Annotated in this window: 21 protein-coding genes; 9 read left to right on the top strand and 12 right to left on the bottom strand. The window is 72.0% G+C overall.

The genetic code is table 11. From position 1 onward, the window contains the following. Positions 1-164 precede the first annotated feature (164 nt). Together ACIBVL_RS05730 and ACIBVL_RS05725 are read right to left on the bottom strand one after the other, a co-directional pair. Positions 165-1,493 carry a CAP domain-containing protein gene (locus ACIBVL_RS05730; RefSeq protein WP_399092366.1) on the bottom strand — a complete coding sequence of 443 codons (1,329 nt, stop codon included), beginning with the start codon at positions 1,491-1,493 and terminating at the stop codon, positions 165-167. 74 nt (positions 1,494-1,567) lie between these two features. Beyond that, positions 1,568-2,782, bottom strand: coding sequence for a serine hydrolase domain-containing protein (locus ACIBVL_RS05725; protein WP_399092363.1), 1,215 nt, complete (start codon positions 2,780-2,782; stop codon positions 1,568-1,570). Positions 2,783-3,136: 354 nt separating this feature from the next. On the opposite strand from ACIBVL_RS05725, the gene ACIBVL_RS05720 reads away from it, so the two are divergent. After that, positions 3,137-4,927, top strand: coding sequence for a M4 family metallopeptidase (locus tag ACIBVL_RS05720; RefSeq protein ID WP_399092360.1), 1,791 nt, complete (start codon positions 3,137-3,139; stop codon positions 4,925-4,927). An 18-nt stretch (positions 4,928-4,945) separates the two neighbouring features. On the opposite strand, the gene ACIBVL_RS05715 is transcribed toward ACIBVL_RS05720, so the two are convergent. The 4 genes from ACIBVL_RS05715 to ACIBVL_RS05700 form a co-directional block, all read right to left on the bottom strand. Beyond that, positions 4,946-5,479 (bottom strand): hypothetical protein, encoded by a 534-nt coding sequence (locus tag ACIBVL_RS05715; RefSeq protein WP_399092357.1) that lies wholly within the window; start codon positions 5,477-5,479, stop codon positions 4,946-4,948. Between the two features lie 165 nt (positions 5,480-5,644). After that, the gene (locus ACIBVL_RS05710) at positions 5,645-5,998 is read right to left on the bottom strand and encodes a UBP-type zinc finger domain-containing protein (RefSeq protein WP_399092354.1); all 354 of its coding nucleotides are present in this window, start codon (positions 5,996-5,998) and stop codon (positions 5,645-5,647) included. Continuing rightward, on the bottom strand, positions 5,995-7,455 hold the full coding sequence (locus ACIBVL_RS05705; protein ID WP_399094758.1) for an ATP-binding protein: 1,461 nt from the start codon (positions 7,453-7,455) through the stop codon (positions 5,995-5,997). The genes ACIBVL_RS05710 and ACIBVL_RS05705 overlap by 4 nt, the downstream gene beginning before the upstream one ends. Before the next feature lie 11 nt (positions 7,456-7,466). Further along, positions 7,467-9,143: an FAD-dependent oxidoreductase gene (locus ACIBVL_RS05700; protein ID WP_399092351.1), complete on the bottom strand. Its 1,677-nt coding sequence runs from the start codon at positions 9,141-9,143 to the stop codon at positions 7,467-7,469. Positions 9,144-9,440: 297 nt separating this feature from the next. Here ACIBVL_RS05700 and ACIBVL_RS05695 point away from each other — a divergent pair, with 297 nt between their 5' ends. Next, on the top strand, positions 9,441-10,313 hold the full coding sequence (locus tag ACIBVL_RS05695) for a universal stress protein (protein ID WP_399092348.1): 873 nt from the start codon (positions 9,441-9,443) through the stop codon (positions 10,311-10,313). 5 nt (positions 10,314-10,318) lie between these two features. Here the strand turns inward: ACIBVL_RS05695 and ACIBVL_RS05690 are convergent, their stop codons facing one another. The 3 genes from ACIBVL_RS05690 to ACIBVL_RS05680 form a co-directional block, all read right to left on the bottom strand. Then, on the bottom strand, positions 10,319-11,554 hold the full coding sequence (locus tag ACIBVL_RS05690) for a DUF4032 domain-containing protein (protein ID WP_399092345.1): 1,236 nt from the start codon (positions 11,552-11,554) through the stop codon (positions 10,319-10,321). Positions 11,555-11,563: 9 nt separating this feature from the next. After that, entirely contained in the window at positions 11,564-12,313 is a 750-nt protein-coding gene (locus ACIBVL_RS05685; protein WP_399092342.1) for an MBL fold metallo-hydrolase, read from the bottom strand. Between the two features lie 153 nt (positions 12,314-12,466). Continuing rightward, positions 12,467-13,354 carry a LysR family transcriptional regulator gene (locus tag ACIBVL_RS05680; RefSeq protein WP_399092339.1) on the bottom strand — a complete coding sequence of 296 codons (888 nt, stop codon included), beginning with the start codon at positions 13,352-13,354 and terminating at the stop codon, positions 12,467-12,469. Positions 13,355-13,438: 84 nt separating this feature from the next. Here ACIBVL_RS05680 and ACIBVL_RS05675 point away from each other — a divergent pair, with 84 nt between their 5' ends. From ACIBVL_RS05675 to ACIBVL_RS05665, 3 genes are read left to right on the top strand one after another with little or no spacing between them, the layout of a single operon-like run. Continuing rightward, positions 13,439-14,629, top strand: a complete 1,191-nt coding sequence (locus ACIBVL_RS05675) for a thiolase family protein (RefSeq protein ID WP_399092336.1) — start codon at positions 13,439-13,441, stop codon at positions 14,627-14,629. Then, positions 14,626-15,297 (top strand): 3-oxoacid CoA-transferase subunit A, encoded by a 672-nt coding sequence (locus ACIBVL_RS05670; RefSeq protein WP_399092333.1) that lies wholly within the window; start codon positions 14,626-14,628, stop codon positions 15,295-15,297. The genes ACIBVL_RS05675 and ACIBVL_RS05670 overlap by 4 nt, the downstream gene beginning before the upstream one ends. Then, complete coding sequence (locus ACIBVL_RS05665) at positions 15,294-15,983, top strand: 3-oxoacid CoA-transferase subunit B (RefSeq protein ID WP_399092330.1); 690 nt, start codon at positions 15,294-15,296, stop codon at positions 15,981-15,983. The genes ACIBVL_RS05670 and ACIBVL_RS05665 overlap by 4 nt, the downstream gene beginning before the upstream one ends. A gap of 169 nt (positions 15,984-16,152) precedes the next feature. On the opposite strand, the gene ACIBVL_RS05660 is transcribed toward ACIBVL_RS05665, so the two are convergent. From ACIBVL_RS05660 to ACIBVL_RS05650, 3 genes are all read right to left on the bottom strand, one after another. Then, on the bottom strand, positions 16,153-16,587 hold the full coding sequence (locus ACIBVL_RS05660) for a pyridoxamine 5'-phosphate oxidase family protein (RefSeq protein WP_399092327.1): 435 nt from the start codon (positions 16,585-16,587) through the stop codon (positions 16,153-16,155). A gap of 126 nt (positions 16,588-16,713) precedes the next feature. Beyond that, the gene (locus ACIBVL_RS05655; protein ID WP_399092324.1) at positions 16,714-17,415 is read right to left on the bottom strand and encodes a response regulator; all 702 of its coding nucleotides are present in this window, start codon (positions 17,413-17,415) and stop codon (positions 16,714-16,716) included. Positions 17,416-17,517: 102 nt separating this feature from the next. Then, a complete protein-coding gene (locus tag ACIBVL_RS05650) occupies positions 17,518-18,198 on the bottom strand; it encodes a CBS domain-containing protein (protein WP_399092322.1) in 681 nt (226 codons plus the stop codon). Between the two features lie 320 nt (positions 18,199-18,518). Between ACIBVL_RS05650 and ACIBVL_RS05645 the strand changes: the two genes are divergently transcribed. From ACIBVL_RS05645 to ACIBVL_RS05630, 4 genes are read left to right on the top strand one after another with little or no spacing between them, the layout of a single operon-like run. Further along, a complete protein-coding gene (locus ACIBVL_RS05645) occupies positions 18,519-20,009 on the top strand; it encodes an APC family permease (RefSeq protein WP_399092319.1) in 1,491 nt (496 codons plus the stop codon). A gap of 36 nt (positions 20,010-20,045) precedes the next feature. Beyond that, entirely contained in the window at positions 20,046-21,260 is a 1,215-nt protein-coding gene (locus ACIBVL_RS05640; RefSeq protein ID WP_399092316.1) for an arginine deiminase, read from the top strand. Between the two features lie 16 nt (positions 21,261-21,276). Next, positions 21,277-22,278: an ornithine carbamoyltransferase gene (argF, locus tag ACIBVL_RS05635; protein WP_399092313.1), complete on the top strand. Its 1,002-nt coding sequence runs from the start codon at positions 21,277-21,279 to the stop codon at positions 22,276-22,278. 4 nt (positions 22,279-22,282) lie between these two features. Further along, positions 22,283-23,206: a carbamate kinase gene (locus ACIBVL_RS05630; protein ID WP_399092310.1), complete on the top strand. Its 924-nt coding sequence runs from the start codon at positions 22,283-22,285 to the stop codon at positions 23,204-23,206. The last annotated feature ends 2 nt before the right edge of the window (positions 23,207-23,208 follow it).

Genomic DNA, 23,208 nt, shown 5'->3' with positions numbered 1-23,208 from the left:
GGGAAATTACCGGGGGGCGTCGGGGCGGGTAACCAGCGGTAAACGTGTCGCGGACCGCTCAATCGTGCTACCGGCGAAAGCGCTCTCGGAGACCGGGGGCGCATTTCGGTGCGGGACCCTCACGGGGATTTCTCCTTTGCGCCGTGTCAGGCGCCTCGGCGGTGTCAGGCGCCGAAGAGCTGGGTCCAGTACGTGCCCGACACGCCGCCGCCCGCGTAGCCGACGCCGATGTGGGTGAAGGCGGGCCCGAGGATGTTGGCGCGGTGGCCGGGGCTGTTCATCCAGCCCTCCACCACCTCGGCGGCGGAGCGCTGGCCGCAGGCGATGTTCTCGCCGATCGTGCGCCGGCCGGAGCCCGCGGCGGCGGCCCGGTCCCAGGGCTCGCTCCCCTCCGGCGAGGTGTGGGAGTAGAAGGCCCGGGCCGCCATGTCGGCGCAGTGCGCCTGCGCGGCGGTGGTGAGCGGTGGGTCGACGGCGAGGGGGCGCAGCCCCGCCCGCGCCCGCTCGCGGTTGGTGAGATCGACGACCTCGGCGGTCGTGCGGGCCAGGCCGTGCGGGGTGAGCGGGCTTGCCCACAGCGCGGTCCAGTAGGTGGTGCCGCTGCGGACGTCCGTGGCATGTGCCAGGGCGGCGTGGGTGAACGCCCGGTCGTGCAGGGTGCGGCGGGCCTGGTCGGTGCGCAGGCAGTAGTCGACGAACTCGGTGGGTGTGCGCGGCCCGGAGACCAGGTGCTCGCCCACGGTGAGGTACGCGTATCCGGCGGCCGCGACGCGCTGGTGCAGCGAGACGCCGTCCCGGCCCTCGGCGCCCAGCCGCCCGGCGGCGGCCATGGCGGCGGCGTGCGCCCCGGCCGCCGAGACCAGGCGGGCGTCGAGGGACACGGGCGGGGAACCGGCGGCGGCGCGGGCCGGGTTGACGAGAGCGAGGAAGCCGTCGGGGTCGGGGGCGGGCGGTGCGCTGCGGGGTGCGTGTGCGGGTGGTGCGGCCGGCCGACCCGGCTGCGGCGGCGCGTCGTCGTCGACGACGTCCACCCCGAAGTCACGGGCCAGTCCCGCCAGTCCGTCCGCGTAGCCCTGGCCGATGGCCCGCAGCTTCCAGGCCGGGCCCCGCCGGTAGACCTCCGCGAGCAGGAGGACGGTCTCCTGCCGTGGGGCCGGTGGTGCGAAGCGGGCGAGGACGCGGCCGCGGGGATCGGTGACGTGGAGGGTGGGAGCGGGCAGCCGGGCCAGCGGGGTGCCCGGCTCGGCGGCACTGATCACCACCGTGACCCGGGTGGCACCGGCCCGCAGCCGGCCCGGCTCCAGGGTGAGCGTGTCGCCCCGGAGCCGGGCCCCGGGCGCCGTCGGCTGGTTGTAGAACACGAAGTCCGCGTCGCCCCCGACCCTGCCGCTGTCGTCCGTGACGAGCGCGCACACGTCGAAGGGGCCGGGCACCCGGACGGCCAGGGCGCCGCCTGGGAGGGGCAGATTGCCCCCGGGGACCAACTCGCTCATGCTGCCGCCCTGGTGTCGTGGTGTCCGGACAACGGCCACCGGCGCCTCGGGGTTCCCGGTCCTGTCCTCCCCGCTCAGCGCCGTGTCACGTCCGGGGCGGTGCCTGTCCCGGACGCGTGCCCGGCCGTGTCCTCGGCCGGGTCCTGCGGGACGGCGGCCTCGCGTGTGCTCGCGGCCTCCCCGCAGAACGCCGACTCCAGGGTGCGCAGCATCGTCGTGTGGACGGCGGTGCTGTTGGAGGCGTTGGCGAGCGCCGCGAGGCTGCGCCGGCCGTCGTCGGACGTGAACGCGTACGTGTAGTAGCCCTGCACGGCGCCGGTGTGCCCGTACACGGACACCCCGCACGACAGAACACGCCGCCGCAGCCCCAGGCCGTAGGACTGGGTGCCGCCCGCCGGGACCCAACGGCGCATCTCCTTCAGCGCGCCGGCCGACATGAGCCTGCCGCGCAGGAGCGCCGACAGGAACGTGTCGAGGTCCTTCGTGCTGGAGATGAGCGCGCCCGCGCTCTGCGCCCAGGACACGGTCTGCCTCGTCGCGTCGACCAGGGCACCACCGGCGGTGTCCGGGGTGAGGTAACCACGGGCGTATCGGCCGGGGACGGCCGTGTCCGGGTGGACGTAAAAGGTGTCGCTCAGACCCAGTGGCTCGATGATGCGCTTCCGGTACGCGGTGGCCACCGGCTTCCCCGTGAGCTTCTCGATGAGCAGGCCCGCGACCACGAAGTTGGTGTTGGAGTACGAGTGGGCGCCGCCCGGCGCGGTCGTGCGGGCGTGCCGCAGCGAGCGGTCCACCAGCTGGCGATAGGTGAAGACCTTGGTGCGGACCGCCTCGAAACCGGAGACGGACCGGGCGAACATGTCGTTGCTGTAGTCGTACAGCCCGCTACGGTGGCTCAGCACGTGCCGGACCGTGATCCGGTTGTCCGGCAGGAGCCCCGGCAGATAGCGGTTGACCGGCGCGTCCAGGACCAGCTTGCCCTCGTCGACGAGCTGCAGCAGGACGACGGCGGAGAACGTCTTGGTGACGCTGCCGATGCGGAAGCGGTCGGCGTTGCTCAGCGCCCGGCGCGTCCGCCGGTCGGCGACGCCCACGGCGGTCTGGAGCACCGTGCCGTGGTCGTCGAGCCGCGCCATCGCGCCGGGCGCGCCCCGGTTCACCGCCGTGCGCAGCACGCTCCGCAGGCCGGTCGGGTCGGGCGCCGGCAGCGGGTCGGCCGCCGCCCGCTGCGGTGGGGTGGGGAGCGGGGGTGCCGGTGCGGCCAGGGCCGGGGCCGGCAGCAGGGACATCAGCGCGGCACCCGCGCACAGGGCCGTCGAGACGCTTCCGAGCCGTCTCCTCCGGTTCGTCGCCCGGGGCGGAGTCGATGCGAGATGGGTCACATTCACCCGAGGGAACCTCCTTCCGTCATGTCACATCTCCACAGGTGGCGCACAGTTGGTCGCTCGGCGATCACCGCGCGTCGCAGATTTGCCAAGTATTGCCAGGGAAGACCCGTAAAGCGGTGATTTCGGCTTTACATGTACATGACTCATCCGTAAGGGTGGCCTCCCGGGGCCCGACCAGCCCCCGTGGCGTCCAACGACGCCATGTCTCATGGCGGTTGGGGGAGCTCGGCCGCCTGAACGAAGGAACCCTCACCTTTGCGTAGAGCATCCATACGCGGCCTGGCGGTCGCCGTCGCCGTCGCCACGGCCGCGACGGGCCTGGCAGGCACGGCGTTCGCGGCCCCGTCCGCGGGGGAGACGCGGGCCACGGACACCGCCGACGCACAGGGCACCGCCGTGGTGCGGGCCGCCCGCGCCGCCGCGTTCGCCCATGCCGCGGCCACCGGCGTCGGTCAGGGCGACGAACTCCAGCCGCAGGACGTACTGATCGACCCCGAGGGCGCCCGCCACGTCCGGTTCGTCCGGACCCACCGGGGCATGCCGGTCCTCGGCGGTGACCTCGTCGTCCACCTCACCAAGACCCTCGCCTACGCCGGCGTCACCCGTGCCGCCGACCACACCGTCGCCCCCTCCGGCGCCAAGGCCAAGCTGACGGCCGCCCAGGCCGAGGCGAAGGCCGCCGCCGTCGCCAAGGGTGACGCCGGGGCCGCCGAACTCGTGGTCGACGCCCGCGCCGGCGCCTCGGCACTCGCCTACCAGGTCCGGGTGACCGACAGCGACACCACCGAGGCCGGCTCCCGCACGGTCGTCGTCGACGCCGTCACCGGCAGGGTGCGCAGCAACACGCCCGACAGCGACGAGTTCCTCTCGCCCAAGCTGATCGACACCCTGCGCGAGCGCGGCGAGACCCTCGACCCCGCCACCGGCACCGCCCCGCAGGCCGCGGGCCTCACGGCCGCCCCCTTGGCCGCGGCCCGCTACCCCCAGACCGCCAAGGGCACCGGCACCTCCCTGTTCGTCGGCAAGGTGCCGCTCACCACCACCCGCACCGCGGCGCGCAGCTACCTGCTGAAGGACCCCACCCACTGGGGCACCGAGACCCGCGACGCCAAGAACAAGGAGCAGGAGAACTTCGCCCGCGGCACGAAGTTCACCAGCACCACCAACAAGTGGGGCAACGGCGCCGTCTCCAGCCGCGCCAGCGCCGCCGTGGACGCCCAGTACGGCGTCGTCCAGACGCTGGACTTCTACAAGAAGACCTTCGGCCGCAAGGGCATCGAGAACAACGGCAAGGGCGCCCGCGCCATGGTCCACTTCGGCAACAAGGTGGCCAACGCGTTCTGGGACCCGGCCTGTGACTGCATGCTGTACGGCGACGGCGACGGCGACATGTTCAAGAAGCCCCTCGTCGTCCTGGACGTCACCGGCCACGAGCTCACCCACGGCGTCGTCGACGCCACCGCCCGTCTGGAGCCGACCTTCGTCGACACCTACGGCAACCAGTACGGCGAGCCGGGCTCGCTGAACGAGTCCCTCGCGGACATCTTCGGCTCCAACGTCGAGTTCAGCGCCAACAACCCCAAGAACCCGCCGAACTACCTGATCGGCGAGAAGCTGGGTCTGGACCAGAAGTTCCTGCGCCGCCTCGACAAGCCCTCCCTGGACGTCCTCGAGGGCACGATCGACTACTGGTCGCCCGAGACGTACTACACCGAGGTGCACGCCGGCTCCGGCGTCTCCTCGCACGCGTACTACCTGCTCGCCGAGGGCAGCGGGGTCAAGAGGATCGGCACGGTCACCTACGACTCGCCGACGTACAACGGAGCCGCGGTCAAGGGCATCGGCCGGGCCAAGGCCACCAAGATCTACTACCGTGCCCTGACCCGCTACATGGTCTCCACGACCGACTTCCACGACGCGCGCGTCGCGACGCTGAAGGCGGCCCGGGACCTGTACGGCCAGACCAGCGTGGAGTTCAAGACGGTGAACAAGGCCTGGGCCGCCGTCAACGTGACCTCGGCGAACGTACCGCCCGCCGTGCGCTGACGCCGTCGCCCGGCCCCGTCAGTAGTCGGGGCAGAGGTGGGTGTGCACGGCGTCGACGATCCGCGTGCTCTCGACGCGGCCGAAGCCGTCCGGGTGGCCGGGGGAGGTGAAGCGTCGCATCGCGGTGCTGATCTGCTTCTCCCGGTCATCGGGGTTGTCCTGGATCGTGGCGCACTGGGCGCGGCCCCGCTCGACGGCCTTGTCCTCCTGGTCGTGCACGATGTCCGGGTCGATCGCGGTCAGCGCGCGGACGTACGCGGCCTCGCCGTTGGCGTCGGGGCGCGGCGGCAGGACGGCCTCGCCCTTCTTCGTCTGCCGGCCCGTCCCCGACGGATGTGCCGAGGTGCCGCTCGCCGGGTGCGGGGCGGCGGAGGGGGAGTCGGCCCGGTCCTCCGTGTCCGTGCCGGCCGGCGTCGTACTCGCGGCCGGCGTCTTCCCGCTCACCGCCGGTTCCTTGTGGCCGGCGGCGGGCTCTCCCGAGCCGCAGGCGGTGAGGACGGCGGCGGCGAGGACGCAGGACGCCAGGGCGGCTGCGGTGGTGCGGTGGTTCACGGGTCTCCCGGTGCCTGCGGTACGACGGCTGAGCTCCGTGAGCGTATGGGCTGCTTGTATGCCCGCGGCGGCGGTTCATCTGCCCAGCCCCGGGCGTGATGGGGTGTCAGAGGGCGTGCGCCTGGCCAAGGCGCGCCGCCCTCCCGCCCGAGCGGCCGCTTCGCCTCAGCCGTGCAGTGACCGTGCCCAGTCCGCCGGCACCCGTCCCTCCGGCCCCGGTGTCGGCTGGTCGGCCGGGTGGCTCACCGGGGGCGCCAACTCGGGTCCGGACTCGTAGAGTTCGTCGCTCGAGTAGTCCCAGAACCACTCCTCGCCCGGCTCGAAGCTGCGCACGATCGGATGTCCGGTGGTCTTGTAGTGGGCGGTGGCGTGCTGGGCGGGGGAGGAGTCGCAGCAGCCGATGTGACCGCAGGCCGCGCAGCGCCGCAGATGGAACCACCAGCCGCCGGCCGCCTCGCACTCCACGCAGCCGGTGCCGCTCGGCGGGACGGTCGGGTCGATGGCGTTGTCGTCGGTCATACGGGTTCCTCCGCGGGCTGTGACTCGGGTTCTCTCGCGGGCTCGGGCGCGGTCAGGGGAAGCAGGACCTGGAAGCGGGTGTCGCCCGGGGCGGACTCCACCTGGAGGCTGCCGTGATGCTTGTTGACGACGATCCGCCAGGAGATGTCCAGGCCCAGACCGGTGCCCTCGCCCACCGGCTTGGTGGTGAAGAAGGGGTCGAAGATACGGCTGCGGATGTCCGGCGGGACACCGGGGCCGGTGTCCCGGAACTCCACCAGCAGCCGGTCGCCCTCCCGTGCGGTGCGCACGGTCAGCGTGCCGTCCCCGCCGGCGCTGTTGATGGCGAACACCGCGTTGTCGACGAGGTTCGTCCACACCTGGTTGAGCTCCGCCGGGTAGGCGGGAACCTCCGGCAGCGTCCGGTCGTAGTCCTTGACGACCTCGATGCGCCGACCGATCTTCCCCGACAGCATCAGCAGGGTGCTGTCGAGGAGTTCATGGACATCGACGGTACGGAAGGGGGCGCGGTCCAGCTGCGAGTACTGCTTGGCGGCGTCGACGAGGTGCGAGATACGGGTGGTGGAGTCCTCGATCTCGTACATCAACAGCTCGGTCTCGACGGTGTAGTTGAGCCAGCCCACCGCGTTGGACAGCATCTCCGCGTCCACGGCCGCCGCGACCTGCTCCAGCCAGTCGACGTCGAGCCCGGCCTGCACGAACGTGGGCGCGTACTGCCAGCCGTGGTCCATGCCGTGGTCCTCGAGCCACTCGGTGAGGGCGTCCTCACGGTCCGAGGCCTCCAGCGGAGTGAGCGCCGGCGCCTTGGCGACCCGCTCGGCGGTGCGCTCCTGGACCTCGATCAGACCCGCCAACGCCTCCGGCGAGAAGGGCGCTTCGGCGATCAGGCCGAGCTTGTGCCGCATCTTCGCGACCCGCTCGCGCAGCGTGGCGGTGGCCCGGACGGCCGCCGCCGCCGGGTTGTTGAGCTCGTGCGTGAGCCCCGCCGACAACGAACCCAGGGCGAGGAGTCGTTCGCGCTGACCGATGGCCCGCTGGGTGTTCTTCGAGCCGAAGAACAGCCCCTCCATCAGGTGCGCGGCCATCGGGAACCACTCCCGCATGACGGCGGCGAACGACTCGGCGGGCAGCACGAAGAACCGCGTCGGCTCGGTCACCCGCATCGAGTTGTTGTAGACCTGCGGCACCCGGTCACCCAGATACGCCTGCATGGCCCCCGCGTACACCCCGCGCTGAGAGGTGCGGCTGACCTCCACGTCGTCCCCGCCGACCCGGCGGTACAGCACGACCGCGCCCTCGATCATCACGTAGAAGCAGGTCGCCGGATCGCCCTCGGTGTACACCGGACCGGGCTCGAACCGCTCCACCCGCCCCTCGCAGCACAGCCGTCCGAGCTGCTCCGGGGAGAGCTTCTCGAACAGGAACAGCGAACTGATCTCCGCCGGGCTGCACGGCATCAACCGCCCGCTCACGACTGCTCCAGATACCGGTGGACGAGCATCACGGCCATGGCTCCCTCTCCGACGGCGGACGCGACCCGCTTCGCGGACTCGGCGCGCGCGTCGCCCGCCACGAACACGCCCGGAATGCTGGTCTCCAGGTGGTAGGGCGGCCGGTCCAGCTCCCACTCCGCCGGCGGCCGCCCGTCCGGTGTGAGATCGGGTCCGGCCAGGATGAACCCGCGCTCGTCGCGCAGCACGGTCCCGCTCAGCCAGTCCGTCAGCGGGGCCGCGCCGATGAACACGAACATCCACTGCGCGTCCACGAGTTCGGACTCCCCGGTCGTCACGTCCCGCAGGGTCAGTCGCTCCAGGTGCCCGTCGCCGTGCGCGGACTCCACCACCGTGCGGGTGCGCACGGCGATGTTGGACGACTCCTCGATCTGCTGGATGAGGTAGTACGACATCGACGCCGCCAGGGACTCGCCGCGCACCAGCAGCGTCACCGACTTGGCGCCCCGCGCCAGGTACATCGCCGCCTGCCCGGCCGAGTTGGCGCCGCCGACGATGTACACGTCCTGCCCCTGGCAGGAGGCCGCCTCGGTCAGTGCCGAGCCGTAGAACACCCCGCAGCCGGTCAGGTCGTCGCACCCCGGCGCCGCCAGCTGCCGGTAGGACACGCCCGTCGCGAGGATCACGCTGTGCGCGGCCAACGCCGAGCCGTCCGAGAACCGTACGACCCGCGCGGACCCGTTGGCCTCCAGTCCCGTCACCTCGCGCGCGGTGAGGATCTCCGCGCCGAACTTCGTCGCCTGGCGCCGCGCCCGGTCGGTGAGCTGGGCGCCGGACACGCCGTCCGGGAAGCCGAGGTAGTTCTCGATGCGCGAGCTCTGCCCGGCCTGCCCGCCGGTCGCCGACCGCTCCACGAGCACCGTCCGCAGCCCCTCCGAGGCCCCGTACACGGCCGCGCCCAGCCCCGCCGGGCCGCCGCCGATGACGACCAGGTCGTAGAACTCGGCCGTCGGCGTCGTCGCCAGACCCACGCGCGCGGCCAGCTCCGGCGCGTCCGGCTCGACGAGCGGCGCCCCCTCCGGGGTGATCACCAGCGGCAGCCGCTGCCCGTCCGACCCGGCCGCGGCCAGCAGCCGCTGCCCCTCGGGCTCGTCGGCCGAGTACCAGCGGTACGGCACCTGGTTGCGGGCCAGGAACTCCCGTACGTCCGAGGAACGCGCCGACCAGCGGTGCCCGACCACCTTCGTCGCGGGCACGGGCCGGTAGTCGCTGGCCCGCCAGGCCTCCAGCAGGTCGTCCAGGACGGGGTAGAGCTTCTCCTCCGGCGGGTCCCAGGGCTTGAGCAGATAGTGGTCGAGGTCGACGACGTTGATCGCGTCGATCGCCGCGTTGGTGTCCGCGTACGCGGTCAGCAGCACCCGCCGGGCGCCCGGATAGACGTCGAGGGCCTCTTCGAGGAACTCGATGCCGTTCATCCGAGGCATTCGGTAGTCGGCCAGGATCACGGCCACCAGGTCACCGCGGAGCTTCAGCTCGCGCAGCGCCTCCAGCGCGGACTCGCCGGACTCGGCCCGCACGATCCGGTACGAGGCGCCGTAGCGGCGCCGCAGGTCACGGGCGACGGCACGGGAGACCCCCGGGTCGTCGTCCACGGTCAGGATGACGGTCCGCGCTGTTTCGGCGGCCTGGGCCATACGTCTCCACCCCGAGAGCGGTCAGGACTCGCGCGGCACGGCGAAACCCCGAGCCGGCTCCGCCCATCGTATGTTCGATCGTCCTCGTTCGCGCAGGGATACCGGAGACGGTGCGCTCCCGGTGCGGTGCAGGGCGCTCACGGTCAAGGCGCCTGCCGCCCCCGGGGGACAGCGGCCCGTCCACCGCCACCGGACCGGCACAGTCGACGATCATCTGGACCCGTTCCGGACCCACGCCGACCGGCGTGGTGAAGACTGACGGCGAACGGATGTGAAGAGAACCAGGGAGGCAGCGGGATGACAGGCCCGATCACGGCAGGGGTCGACGGGACGGACGAGAGCCTTGCCGCGCTCGCCTGGGCGGCCAGGGAGGCCGTACGGCGGGATACGGCGCTACGGGTGGTGCACGCCTGGCGGTTCCAGCCGAACGCGGCGCCCGAGGTGGCCGACCGGGACGGGCAGCAGCGGTGGGTGCGGGAGTCCGTGGAGCAGGCCGCCGCGACGGTCACCGAGCGGCACCCGGGGCTGACCGTCACCACCGACGTCATCGAGGGCCACCCCGTCGAGACCCTGGTCGCCGCCGCGGCGGACGCGGAACTGCTGGTGCTCGGCTCGCGCGGGCACGGCCCGGTCGTCGGATTCCTGCTGGGCTCCGTCGGCCAGCAGGTGATCGCCGAGGCCGGCCGCCCGGTCGTCCTCGTGCGGGCGGGCGACAATCCGTCCTCCGAGGTGGCCGGGCACGAGATCGTCGTCGGCCAGCAGGGCGAACCCGACGACAGCGCCCCCGCGCTGCGGTTTGCCTTCGAGACGGCCGCCGCGCGCGGCGCGAGCGTCCGCGTCGTACGGGCCTGGACACTGCCGCCGGTGTTCGCCTACAGCCCCGGCTCGCTCAAGCTCCTCGACGAGGCCGGCGGCCTGGAGCCGTTCGAGAAGAAGGCCCTCGCCGACGCGGTGGAGCCGTGGCGGGAGCGGTTCCCGGGTGTGCACGTGGTGGAGCACGTGGAGATGGGCAGCGCCGGCCAGGTGCTGCTGTCGGTGGCCGGCCGGGCCCAGCTGATGGTCGTCGGCCGGCGCGCCCACCGCACGGCCGTGGGCGCCCGCATCGGCTCCGTCGCGCACGGCGTCCTGCACCACGCGGACTGCCCGGTCGCCGTGGTCCCGCACGACTGACCGGCCTATTCGGGCACGGTGGGCTCCAGGGTCTCCCGTGCCTTGGGCAGGATGTTCTCGATGTAGTCGTCGACCGCCGTGTCCAGCCCGATGTCGTGCTGGGCCTGCTCCGACAGGTACCAGCGGTGCTCCAGGAGCTCGTGGTAGATCTCCGCCGGATCCATGGACCCGCGCAGTTCGCGAGGTACGGCGCGCACGGTGGGCCGGAACACGTCCCGCACCCACCGGTGCGCCAGCACCTCGGGCCGCGCGGCCAGGGGGTCGCCCGGAGCGTAGTCGTCCTGGGTCGCCATCCAGCTCTCCAGGTCGTTCAGCAGCCGCCGGGCCTGGTTCTCCTCGGCGTCCAGACCGGTCAGCCGCAGCAGCTGGCGCTGGTGGTGGCCCGCGTCGACGACCTTCGGCACGAAGGTGACGGTGTCGCCGTTGGGCGAGTGCTCGATCTGCATCTCGGCCACGTCGAAGCCCAGGTCGTTCAGGCGGCGGATCCGGCGCTCGATGTAGTGGTACTTGCCCGCGGGATACACCGAGGTGCGGGTCAGCTCCTCCCAGAGCGCGCCGTAGCGGGCGCAGATCTCCATGCCGAACTCGATCGGGTCCACCGACGGGTGCAGCGCCCCGGAGGCCTCGAGGTCGAGCAGTTCGCCACTGATGTTGACGCGGGCGAGATCGAGGTCGTAGTCCCGCTGCCCCGGGCTGAGCTGCGGGTGCAGATCGCCGGTCTCGGCGTCCACGAGATAGGCCGCGTAGGCGCCCGCGTCCCGCCGGAACAGCGTGTTGGACAGCGAGCAGTCGCCCCACGCGAATCCGGCCAGGTGCAGCCGCACCAGCAACACGGCGAGGGCGTCCATCAGCCGGTGCATGGTCGCCGGACGCATGGTCGTCTCGAACATCGACCGGTACGGCATCGAGCCGCCCAGATGCCGGGTGACCAGCACCGACTCCAGCGGATCGCCGGTGCCGTCGATGCGCCCGGTGACCACGGCCAGCGGGTCGACGGCGGGAATGCCGATCCGGTCCAGGTCGCGCAGCAGCTCGTACTCGCGCAGCGCCGGGCGCGCGGCCAGCTCCTTGACGGCGATCACCTCGTCACCGGCGCGCGCGTAGCGCACCACGTGCCGGGAGATACCGCGCGGCAGCGGGACGAGGACCTCCTCGGGCCACTCCTCCAGCGGCAGGTGCCAGGGCAGCTCGAGGAGGAGTGCCGGGTGCTCCGGATTGGTGGCGCTGATCTGCAAAGCCATGGCCCGACCTTAGACGGCGCGTTCGCGGGCCCGCTGCGCGGCGGCCCTCACGGACCCCTGGTACAGCGGTCCGTGCCCCGGCAGCAGCACGTCGGCGTCCAGCTTCTCGATCACCTCCAGCGAGGCCACCGCGCGGGCGCGCTCGTGGTGGAACATGTCCGGCAGCAGCTGCGGTCCCTGGAGGCGGGAGGTCGGGTGACCGCTCACCAGGGCATCGCCCGAGATGACCATCCCGGCATCCGGGAGGTGGAAGACGGTGTGGCCGTCGGTGTGCCCGGGGGTGTGCACGGGGACCGGCCGGCCGGGCAGGTCGAGCGGACCGGCGGCGACCGGGAACGCCTCGGGCGCGGTGACCGGGTTCTGCTTCGTGCCGCCGGAGCGCAGCGCGTGCAGCATCCACGGCAGTACCCCGGGCCGCCAGGCGTTCCCCAGGATCGTGCCGACGGTCACCTGCTGGAGGAACTCCCGGCGGGCGTGCGGCACTTCGGCCTCGTGCAGGTACACCGGGGTTCCGTACGTCGCGCGCAGGTGCTCGGCGGAGCCCAGGTGGTCGATGTGGGCGTGGGTGATCAGCACGGCCGCGACCGCCTCCGGTGAACTGCCCACCGCCGCCAGGGAGTCCAGGACCTGCTGCCGGTCGCCGGGGTAGCCCGTGTCGATCAGCGTGACGGCGTCCCCTTCGGTGAGGATCACCCAGTTGGTGTTGGAGCCGTGCACCAGGTGGATGCCGTCGGCGACCTGCCGTACGTCCGCGCTCATGATCGTTGTCCCCGGGATGTGAGAAGCCTGTCCGCCGAGCACAGCAAAGCAGATCAGGAGGACGGTGGAGAGGGCGGGGCGGCACGCGTCCCGAACGGGAACCTCGTCGTCCCGCCGCGGCGCACCCCGAACTCGTACAGCGCGAGGATCCGGTCAGTGCTTGATGTGGTGCTCGACGATCGCCGCGACCCGTTCCGTCACCGGTGAGTTCCGGCCGGCCCGGCGGGCGAGTCCGAGGGTGACGGTCTCGGTCTCCGTGAGCGGTGCGTAGGCCACCCCGTCGAGGCGGAGGCTCTGCACCGACTCCGGGACCAGGGCGACGCCATGTCCGGCGGCGACGAAGACGACCAGCGTGGAGGTCTCGCCCACCTCGATCAGGGGCGAGGGCGTGAAGCCGGCGCGGGCGCAGGCGGCCAGCACCCGGCCGTGCATGGACGACCGGTCCCGGGAGGGATGGACGACGAAGGACTCGCCGGCGAGTTCCGCGAGCGGAATCCGGCTCCGGCCCGCCAGCCGATGGCCGGCGGGAAGGGCGGCCACCAGGCGTTCCGAGCGGAGGGCGGTGAAGTCGACGGCGTCGTCCGTCAGGGTGTCGGAGCGCAGGAGGGCGAGGTCGTAGGTGCCGTTCCCCAGGCCTTCCACCAGTTCGGGGTTGAGGAGCTCACCCCGCAGTTCGAGAGCCACGTCGGGCAGTCGAGCCCGTACCGTACGGGCGATCTGTGGCAGGACGTCGTACGTGGCCGTGCCGACGAACCCGATGGACACGCGTCCCGCCCGGCCGGCGGCCAGCAGTGCCATCTGCTCCTCGGCTCGTTCGACCTCGGCCAGGATCGACCGCGAGTACGTGACCAGGTGACGGCCGGCCTCGCTCAGCTCGACCCGCCTCGTCGACCGGGTGAAGAGCGTCGTGCCGAGCTCCCGCTCCAACTGCTTGAGTTGCTGGGAGAGGGCGGACTGGGCCACATGCAGGCGCTGGGCGGCGCGGCCGAAGTGGCACTCCTCGGCGAGCGCGAGGACGTAACGGACCTGCCGGAGCTCCATGACCACATCTTATCTGTCTGGCTGATCAATCAAGCGTAAAGGGATATTGGACGAGATCAATAGTCGGAGCCTAGCGTCGGGCCCATGGTTGCCAGCTTCGTTTACAGCGCAGTACGAACGCCCTTCGGCCGGTACGGCGGGGCGCTCGCCGAGGTCCGGCCGGACGACCTCGCGGCCACCGCCGTCACCGCGGTGCTGGGCAGGGCGCCCTCGCTCGACCCCGCCGCGATCGACGACGTGGTCTGGGGCAACGCCAACGGCGCGGGCGAGGACAACCGCAACGTCGGCCGGATGGCCGTCCTGCTGGCGGGGCTGCCGACGACGGTGCCCGCCACGACGGTCAACCGGCTCTGCGGCTCCTCGCTCGACGCGGCGATCATCGGCTCGCGCGCCGTGGAGAGCGGCGACGCCGACGTCGTCCTCACCGGCGGGGTGGAGTCGATGACCCGGGCACCATGGGTGCTGCCCAAGCCGTCCCGCGCCTTCCCCGCCGGCCATGTGACCGCCGTGTCGACCACCCTGGGGTGGCGGCTGGTCAACGAGCGCATGCCGAAGGAGTGGACCGTCTCCCTGGGCGAGGCCAACGAGCAGCTCACCGAGCGGTTCAGGGTCTCCAGGGAACGCCAGGACGCCTTCGCCGCCCGCTCCCACACCCTCGCGCACGACGCCTGGGAGGCCGGGTTCTACGACGACCTGGTGGTACCGGTCACCGCGGACGGCGAACCTCTCCTCTCCCGCGACGAGGGCATCCGTCCCGGATCCACTCCGCAGAAGCTGGCCGGCCTCAAGCCGTCCTTCCGCCCCGACGGCACGATCACCGCCGGCAACGCCTCGCCGCTCAGCGACGGCGCCTCCGCCGTACTGCTCGGCTCCGAGGCGGCCTCGTCACGCATCGGCCTCGCCCCCCTGGCGCGGATCGCCGGTCGCGGGGTGTCGGCGCTGGATCCGCAGATGTTCGGGTTCGCGCCGGTCGAGGCGGCCGAGCGGGCCCTGAAGCGGGCCGGGATCTCCTGGTCGGACGTGTCGGCGGTCGAGCTCAACGAGGCCTTCGCCGTGCAGTCGCTGGCCTGCGTGGACGCCTGGAAGATCGACCCGGCGATCGTCAACACCAAGGGCGGGGCGATCGCGATCGGACATCCGCTCGGGGCCTCCGGCGGCCGGATCCTCGGCACCCTGGCCGCACGTCTGCGCGAGTCCGGGGAGCGGTGGGGGCTCGCCGCCATCTGCATCGGGGTCGGACAGGCGCTGGCCGTGGTCCTGGAGAGTGCGGCATGAGCGTGCGGGTGTGCGTCGAGCCCGATGAGGCCGTGGCCGGGATCGAGGACGGTTCGACCGTACTGGTGGGCGGGTTCGGCATGGCCGGCATGCCGGTCGAGCTGATCGACGCGCTCATCCGGCAGGGCGCCGGCGATCTGACCGTGGTGTCGAACAACGCCGGAAACGGTGACACCGGTCTGGCGGCGCTGCTGGCCAAGGGACGGGTGCGCAGGATCGTGTGCTCGTTCCCCCGCCAGTCCGACTCGTGGGTCTTCGACCGGCTCTACCGCGAGGGACGCATCGAACTGGAGGTGGCCCCGCAGGGCACGCTCGCCGAGCGGCTGCGCGCGGCCGGGGCCGGGATCGGCGCGTTCTACTCGCCCACCGGGGCCGGCACCCTGCTGGCCGAGGGCAAGGAGACCCGGGAGATAGCGGGCCGCACGCATGTCCTGGAGTACCCGATCAAGGGGGACGTCGCGCTGATCGGCGCCCACCGGGCCGACCGGATGGGCAACCTCGTCTACCGCAAGACCGCCCGCAACTTCGGACCGGTCATGGCCACGGCGGCGACCACGGTCGTCGCGCAGGTGCACGAGATCGTCGACGTCGGCGCACTCGATCCGGAGGCCGTGGTGACCCCGGGCATCTATGTCGACCGCGTCGTACAGGTGGTGTCCGCAGCATGAACCCGACGACCTCACGGACGCCCCTCGTGGAGAACCTCGACCGAGGGCCGCTCACCCAGCACGAGATGGCCGCGAGGGTGGCGTGCGACATCCCGCACGGTTCCTACGTCAACCTGGGCATCGGCCGGCCGACCCTGGTCGCCGACCACCTCCCCGAGGGGGCCGGGGTGGTGCTGCACACCGAGAACGGCATGCTCAACATGGGACCGGCGGCCGAAGCGGGACAGGCCGATCCCGACCTCACCAACGCGGGGAAGATCCCAGTCACCGAACTGCCCGGAGCCGCCTACTTCCACCACGCCGACTCCTTCGCCATGATGCGCGGCGGCCACCTCGACATCTGCGTACTGGGCGCCTTCCAGGTGTCCGCGGCCGGCGACCTCGCCAACTGGCACACCGGCGCCCCCGACGCCATCCCGGCGGTCGGCGGAGCGATGGACCTGGCGATCGGCGCCAAGCGGGTGTTCGTGATGATGACGCTGTTCGCGAAGGACGGCGTCCCCAAGCTGGTCCCGGAGTGCACCTTTCCGCTCACCGGCCTCGCCTGCGTCGACCGTGTCTACACGGACGTCGCGACCTTCCGGGTCGGCCCCGGCGGCGCCACCGTACTGGAGACCTTCGGTATCACGTACGACGACCTCGCCCGGCGCCTCGAAGTCCCTCTGGCACGACCGGAAGGCCTCTGAGGTCCGCTCGTGCTCTCGCCGTTGCGCGGTGTCCACCCGGTCTTCCGCGCAGGGTTCCGCTGCCGACCGCGTCGAAGCGCACTTCAGGTGACGGCCGCGGTCGCCGTGCGGTCTGCCGGGGGCGGGGTCTAGGGCGTGTTGTGAAAGTCCCGCCTGCCCGGCGCTACTTTCACGACACGCCCTGGTGGGGGCCGCGGGCTCCTCCGAGTTCGCGTCCGGTGACCATCTCGGACTCGATCCGGAGGAACACCGGGTCCCCAAGCGGCATCCACGAACGGGGGCCGGCCTGCGACAGCCGTGCGTGCTCGGCGGGGTCGGTCACCACGGTGGCCCGTCCGGTGACGACCACGCTCCAGCCGGACCGCGTCTCGTCGTCGAACTCGTCCGCCTCGAAGGCGACCACGACACCGTCGATGGCCCGCACCAGGTCCGAGCCCTGCGCGGTGCACAGCAGCACGGAAGCGTCCGCGTCCAGCGAGAAGTTGACGGGGAGGACCGCCGGCAGTGCGTGTCGGGTGTAGACGACGCGGCCGACCGGCACCTTGGCCAGCAGGCGCAGGCACTCCTGCCGGTCGAGTGCGCGAAAGCCGTCGTTCTGGAGCATCCGCCCATGGTCCCCGTGCCCCGGGTGCGGGGGTAGGGCCGACCGGCCCTATCCCACGGGGCTGCCCGGGGACGAGGGGCCCATCCGCGCGGGGGCCGTCCGCTCGCCCGGCGGGCGTGGCCGGTGTCACCTGGTCCGGTGGTCGCCCGTCTCCGGCTGTTCGAGGTGGGAGGCGAGGACGGCGGCCTGGACGCGGCGTTGGACGCCGAGTTTGGCGAGGAGGCGGGAGATGTGGTTCTTGACGGTCTTCTCCGAGAGGTAGAGCTGCTTGCCGATCTCGCGGTTGGTCAGGCCGTCGCCGATGAGGGCGAGGATCTCCCGTTCGCGGGGTGAGAGGCCGGCCAGTTCGGAGGGGACGGCGGGGGTGTCGGCGGGTTCGGCGCGCAGGGAGCGCATCAGGCGGGCCGTGGTGGCGGGGTCGAGCATGGACTGGCCGGAGGCCACGGTGCGGACCGCGGAGACGAGGTCGGAGCCCTTGATCTGTTTGAGGACGTAGCCGGAGGCGCCGGCCATGATCGCGTCGAGGAGGGCCTCCTCGTCGTCGAAGGAGGTGAGCATCAGGCAGGCCAGTTCGGGCATCTGGCTGCGTAGTTCCCGGCAGACGGAGATGCCGTCGCCGTCGGGCAGGCGTACGTCGAGGACGGCGACGTCGGGGCGCAGGGCGGGGCCCCGGGCGAGGGCGTGGTCGACGGTGCCGGCGTCGCCGACCACGCGGATGTCGGGTTCGGAGTCGAGCAGGTCGGCCAGGCCGCGGCGGACGACCTCGTGGTCGTCGAGCAGGAACACCCGGATCGGGTTCTGTTCGCTGAAGGTGCGTGGCTCTGGCATGGTGATGACCCCTCGTCGCCCGGCAGAGGACAGACCGCGAGCTGTCCATGATGCCGATCATCACGCGCGCAGGTCCAATGCACCAGGGCCGACCGGCCCCACTCAGCCGAGGTCGGCCGCAGGCGCTTCCTCGGGGGCACTGTGGCGAGTGAGGTCGAAGTCCACGTCCACGACGCCCTCGACGGCGCGGACCAGCCGTGCCGCCACCGGCACCAGCGAGGTGTCCCGGACCCGGCCGACGAGCTTCACGACACCGTCCCGCACGTCCACCCGCACGTTCGAGCCGGGCGTGGAGAAGAGGTAGGACACGACCTCGCGCCGTACCTCCTCGGCGATGTCCTCGTCGGTGCGGAGGAAGACCTTCAGCAGGTCGGCACGGCTGACGACGCCCTCGAGCATGCCCAGGGCGTCGACGACGGGGAGTCGCTTGACCTTCGCCCGTGCCATGGTCCGGGCGGCCTGGGCCAGCGTGGCGTCCGCGCGGACGGTGAGCGCGGGAGAGGTCATGAGTTCCTCCGCGGTCACGGCGCCGGCCTTCGCCAGATCGGAGAGGCGGCGCAGCTGGGTGTACCGGTCGGGGTCGCTGTCGCGGAACTCCTCCTTGGGCAGCAGGTCCGCCTCGGAGACGACGCCGACGACCCTGCCCTCGCCCTCGATGACGGGCAGGGCGCTGATCTTCCAGTCCTGCATCAACTGCACGATGTCCTTGAAGGTCGCCCCGCGGCCGACCGCGGCGACGGTGTGGGTCATCACATCACTGACGATGTGTGGTGTGCCGTGCATGACATGCCTCCCCGGCGGGGCTGTGAACTTCCAAGGCCAGCGTGTGCCCGGCCCTTGACAGGGTCCATGGGCCACATGGTCCGGCGATCGGCCCGTTCGGTACCGGCCGGGTGATTTCGGCGCGCCGCGCACACCCACCCGGTCAGGCCGCCGCTGCCGTTTCGCCTCTGTAAGCGGCGAGTCGGGGCTGCCCGGACCCGCCGCACGGGGACCTTCGGGACCCGCATGGGCCCGGGTGGCCGCTGCCTTGATCCGGCATGGCGCAGAAGCATCGGTCCCGCATCGACTCATCCGCAGCGACTCGCACAAGGAGCACAGCCATGCCCAGGACTTCAGCGAGCGGGGAACGAGCGGCGCCCAAGGCGGCGCTGGGTCTCCCGGCCGCGTCGGCGCTGGTGATCGGGAGCATCATCGGCACCGGCATCTTCGCCCTCCCCTCCGCCCTCGCCCCGTACGGCCCGGTCTCCCTGGTCGCCTTCGTCGTCGTCACCCTGGGCGCGCTGGCGCTCGCGCTGACCTTCGGGTCGCTGTCGAAGCGGGTGCCGGCGAGCGGCGGACCGTACGTCTACGCCCGCGAGGCCTTCGGTGAGTTCGCGGGGTTCCTCAACGCCTGGTCGTACTGGATCACCGCGTGGGCCGGCAACGCGGCGATCGCCGTGGCCTGGGTCGGTTACGTCGAGGTGTTCGTCAACACGGGGCACAGGACGTGGATCTCCATGACCCTCGCCCTCGCCGGGCTGTGGGCGGCGGCCGCGATCAACCTCACCGGCGTCCGCAACATCGGCGCCTTCCAGGTGGTCACCACCGTGCTGAAGTTCGTGCCGCTCGTCTTCATGGCGACGATCGGGCTGCTGTTCATCGACCCGGACAACTTCGGCGCCTTCAACGCCAGTGGCCAGTCGGCGCTCGGCGCGATCTCCGCCGCGGCCGCCATCGCCCTGTTCAGCTACCTCGGCCTCGAGGCCGCCTCGGTGGTCGCCGGCCGGGTGCGCGAGCCGGAACGGAACGTGCCGCGCGCCACCGTCTACGGCACCCTCCTGTGCGCCGTCATATACATCCTGGGCACCCTCGCGGTCTTCGGCACCGTCTCGCACGGGGCGCTGGGCGACACCACCGCACCGTTCACCGACGCCGCGAACAACATCTTCGGCGGCACCTGGGCGGGAGACGTCGTGGCCGTCGCCGCGATCATCTCCGGCATCGGCGCCCTCAACGGCTGGACCATGCTGTGCGCCGAGATGCCGTACGCCGCCGCCCGCGACGGGCTCTTCCCCGACGCCTTCGCGAAGCTGCGCGGGCGCAGCGGTGTCCCGGCCTTCGGCGTCATCGCCTCCACCGTGCTGGCCTCGCTGATCACCGTGTTCAGCTACACCCGCTTCGAGGACGTCTTCACCAAGATCGTGCTGCTGAGCGTGCTCACCGCGGTGGTCCCGTACCTGTTCTCCGCCGCCGCCCAGCTGTACTGGCTGCTGGTGCGCGGCCGGGAGACCCTGAGCCCGCGGCGCCTGGCCCGCGATGTCACCGTCGCCGCTCTGGCGCTGGCCTTCTCCTACTGGTCGATCCAGGGCAGCGGCTACCAGACCGTCTACTACGGACTGTTCGTGCTGCTGCTGGGTGTGCCGGTCTACGTGTGGCTGAAGCGGGGCCAGGGCCGGTACGGCGACGCGAGCCCGGCGATCCCCGCCGCCCGCGCCCCGCGGGAAGAGCGGGCCCCCGAGACGCCGGCACCGCCCAAGCGGCTCTCCCGCGCCCCGGGCACCGACCGCGTCGGCGGCCCGCGCAAGCGCAACGCCCACCGCCACCAGGACTGACCGCCACCCCCTCACGACAGAGGACGAGACCACGCCATGAACACGTTTCACGTCGACTCCGAGGCCGGCCGGCTGCGCCAGGTGATCCTGCACCGCCCCGGTGTCGAACTCTCCCGCCTCACCCCGCGCAACGTCGACGCCCTCCTCTTCGACGACATCCTGTGGGCCAAGCGCGCTCGCGAGGAACACGACGCCTTCGCCCAGGTGCTGCGCGACCACGGCACCCGCGTGCACTACTTCGCCGACCTGCTCGCCCAGGCCCTTGACTCGCCCGAGGCCCGCGACTGGCTGCTGGACCGGGTGGTCACCCCCGCCACCGTCGGACCGGCGCTGATCGACGCCGTGCGCGCACGGTGCGCCGAAGTCGACGGGGAGACGCTCGCCGGACACCTCATCGGCGGACTCCTCAAGAGCGATCTGCCGCTAGCCACCCCGCACAGCCTGGTGTGGAACACGCTCGGCGGCGACGACTTCGCCCTCGCCCCACTGCCCAACCACCTCTTCCCGCGCGACAACTCCTGCTGGATCTACGACCGCCTGTCGGTCAACCCGATGGCCAGGACGGCCCGCCGGCGCGAGACGCTGCACGCCGAGGCCATCTACCGCTTCCACCCCCTGTTCGCCGGCACCGCCCCCGCGCCGATCCTCGACGGCTCCGTGGGCACCCTCGAAGGCGGTGACGTCCATGTCCTCGGCAACGGCGCCGTCATGGTCGGCACGGGGGAGCGGACCACCGCGCAGGCGGTGGAGAACCTCGCCGCCCGCCTTTTCGCCGACGGCACCGCGAACCGGCTGATCGCGGTCCAACTTCCGGCCGCCCGCGCGTACATGCACCTCGACACCGTGCTGACGATGCTCGACCGCGACACCTTCGTCATCTACCCGGGGCTGGCCGACTCCCTGCGTTCCTGGACGCTCACGCCCAGCAGCGCACGCGACTGCGGCTTCGACGTCGCCCCTAACTCCGACCTGGCCACCGCCCTCGCCGAGGCCCTCGACCTCGACAAGGTCCGGATGCTCAGCGCGCCGCAGGACATCCGCGACGCCGAACGCGAGCAGTGGGACGACGGCAGCAACTTCCTCGCCCTCGCCCCCGGAGTCGTCGTCGGCTACGAGCGCAACGTCACCACCAACACCTACCTGCGCAAGCAGGGCATCGAGATCGTCACCATCGCCGGCGCCGAACTCGGCCGCGGCCGCGGCGGCCCCCGCTGCATGAGCTGCCCCATCGAACGCGACCCGGTCGCCTGAGCCCAGGGAAAACGACATGACCATCGCCTGGCGAGGCCGCTCCTACCTGAGCGAACTCGACTTCACCGCCGCCGAGATCCACCACCTCCTCGACCTGGCCGCCACCCTCAAGGCCGCCAAGCGGGACGGCACCGAGCGGCCCCGGCTGACCGGCCGGAATCTCGCGCTGATCTTCGAGAAGACCTCCACCCGCACCCGTTGCGCCTTCGAGGTGGCCGCCGCCGACCAGGGCGCCGCCACCACCTACCTCGGCCCCGGCGACACCCACATCGGCGCCAAGGAGTCCCTCGCGGACACCGCCCGGGTGCTGGGCCGCATGTTCGACGCCATCGAGTACCGGGGCTCGGACCAGTCGCTGGTCACCGAGCTCGCCGCGCACTCCGGTGTCCCCGTCTACAACGGCCTGACCGACACCGCGCACCCCACCCAGAGCCTGTGCGACGTCCTCACCATGCACGAACACAGCCCCAAGCCCCTGCCCGACATCGCCTACTGCTACCTCGGCGACGCCCGCAACAACATGGGCAACTCCCTGCTGTCCATGGGCGCCCTGCTCGGCATGGACGTCCGTATCGCCGCCCCCGCCCGCCTGTGGCCCGACCCCGCCCTGGTCACCAGGTGCCGGGAACTGGCCGGGCGCAGCGGCGCCCGGATCACCCTGACCGAGGACACCGAGAGCGCCGTACGCGGTGCCGACTTCCTCCACACCGACGTCTGGGTCTCCATGGGCGAGCCCGCCGACACCTGGCGGGAACGGATCGAGCTGCTGCTGCCGTACCAGGTCAACGACAAGACGCTGGCCGCCACCGGCAACCCGGACGTGAAGTTCATGCACTGCCTGCCGGCGCTGCACGACCGCCGCACCCGCCTCGGACAGGACCTCTTCGACCGCTACGGCCTGGACGGCCTCGAAGTCACCGACGACGTCTTCTCCTCACCCGCGTCGATCGTCTTCGACCAAGCCGAGAACCGGCTGCACACCATCAAGGCCGTGCTCGTCGCCACCCTGGAGGACTGAAGCCATGCGTATCGTCGTCGCCCTCGGCGGCAACGCCCTGCTGCACCGCGGTGAACGCCCCGACGCAGCCGTCCAGCAGGCCAACATCGACCGGGTCGCCACCGCCCTCGCCGCCCTGGCCCACGAGCACGAGATCGTCCTCACCCACGGCAACGGCCCCCAGATCGGTCTGCTCGCCATGGAGAGCGCGGCCGACCCCGCCCTGAGCGCCCCCTACCCCCTTCACCTGCTCGGCGCCCAGACCCAGGGCATGATCGGCTCCCTGCTGGCCTGCACCCTGCACGACGCGCTGCCCGGCCGGCACATCGCCACCCTCGTCACCCACACGCTGGTACGGACCGACGACCCCGGGTTCGCACGGCCCACCAAGTTCGTCGGCCAGGTCTACTCCCGCGACATGGCCCAGGCCCTCGCCCGCAAGCGCGGCTGGCACATCGGGCATGACACCACCGGCTGGCGCCGCGTCGTCCCCTCCCCGGCACCCGAGCGGATCCTGGAGACCGACACCGTCCACGAGCTGCTGAACAGCGGCACCCTGGTGATCTGCGCGGGCGGCGGAGGCGTTCCCGTCACCGCGGACAGCGACACCGGCGCGCTGACCGGCGTGGAGGCCGTCATCGACAAGGACCTCACGGCCGCCCTGCTCGCCGAGGACCTGAAGGCCGACTTCCTGCTCATCCTCACCGACGTCCCGTGCGTGTACGAGGACTACGGGACCCCCGCCCAGCGGCCCGTCCTCGACGCCACCCCCGCCGAGCTGCGCCGCGAGGGCTTCCCGGAGGGCTCCATGGGGCCCAAGACGGAGGCCGCCGCACGGTTCGTCGAGCGCACCGGGGGGCTCGCCGCCATCGGAGCCCTGGACGCGGCGTACGAGATCGTGCACGGCCGGTCGGGCACCCTGATCCGCCCGGATCTGACGGCCGGCTGACG

The organism is Streptomyces sp. NPDC049687, assembly GCF_044465285.1.
GTDB lineage: Bacteria > Actinomycetota > Actinomycetes > Streptomycetales > Streptomycetaceae > Streptomyces.
The sequence above is the reverse complement of the archived record's forward strand: the minus strand, read 5'-3'. Positions and strand labels throughout refer to the sequence as shown.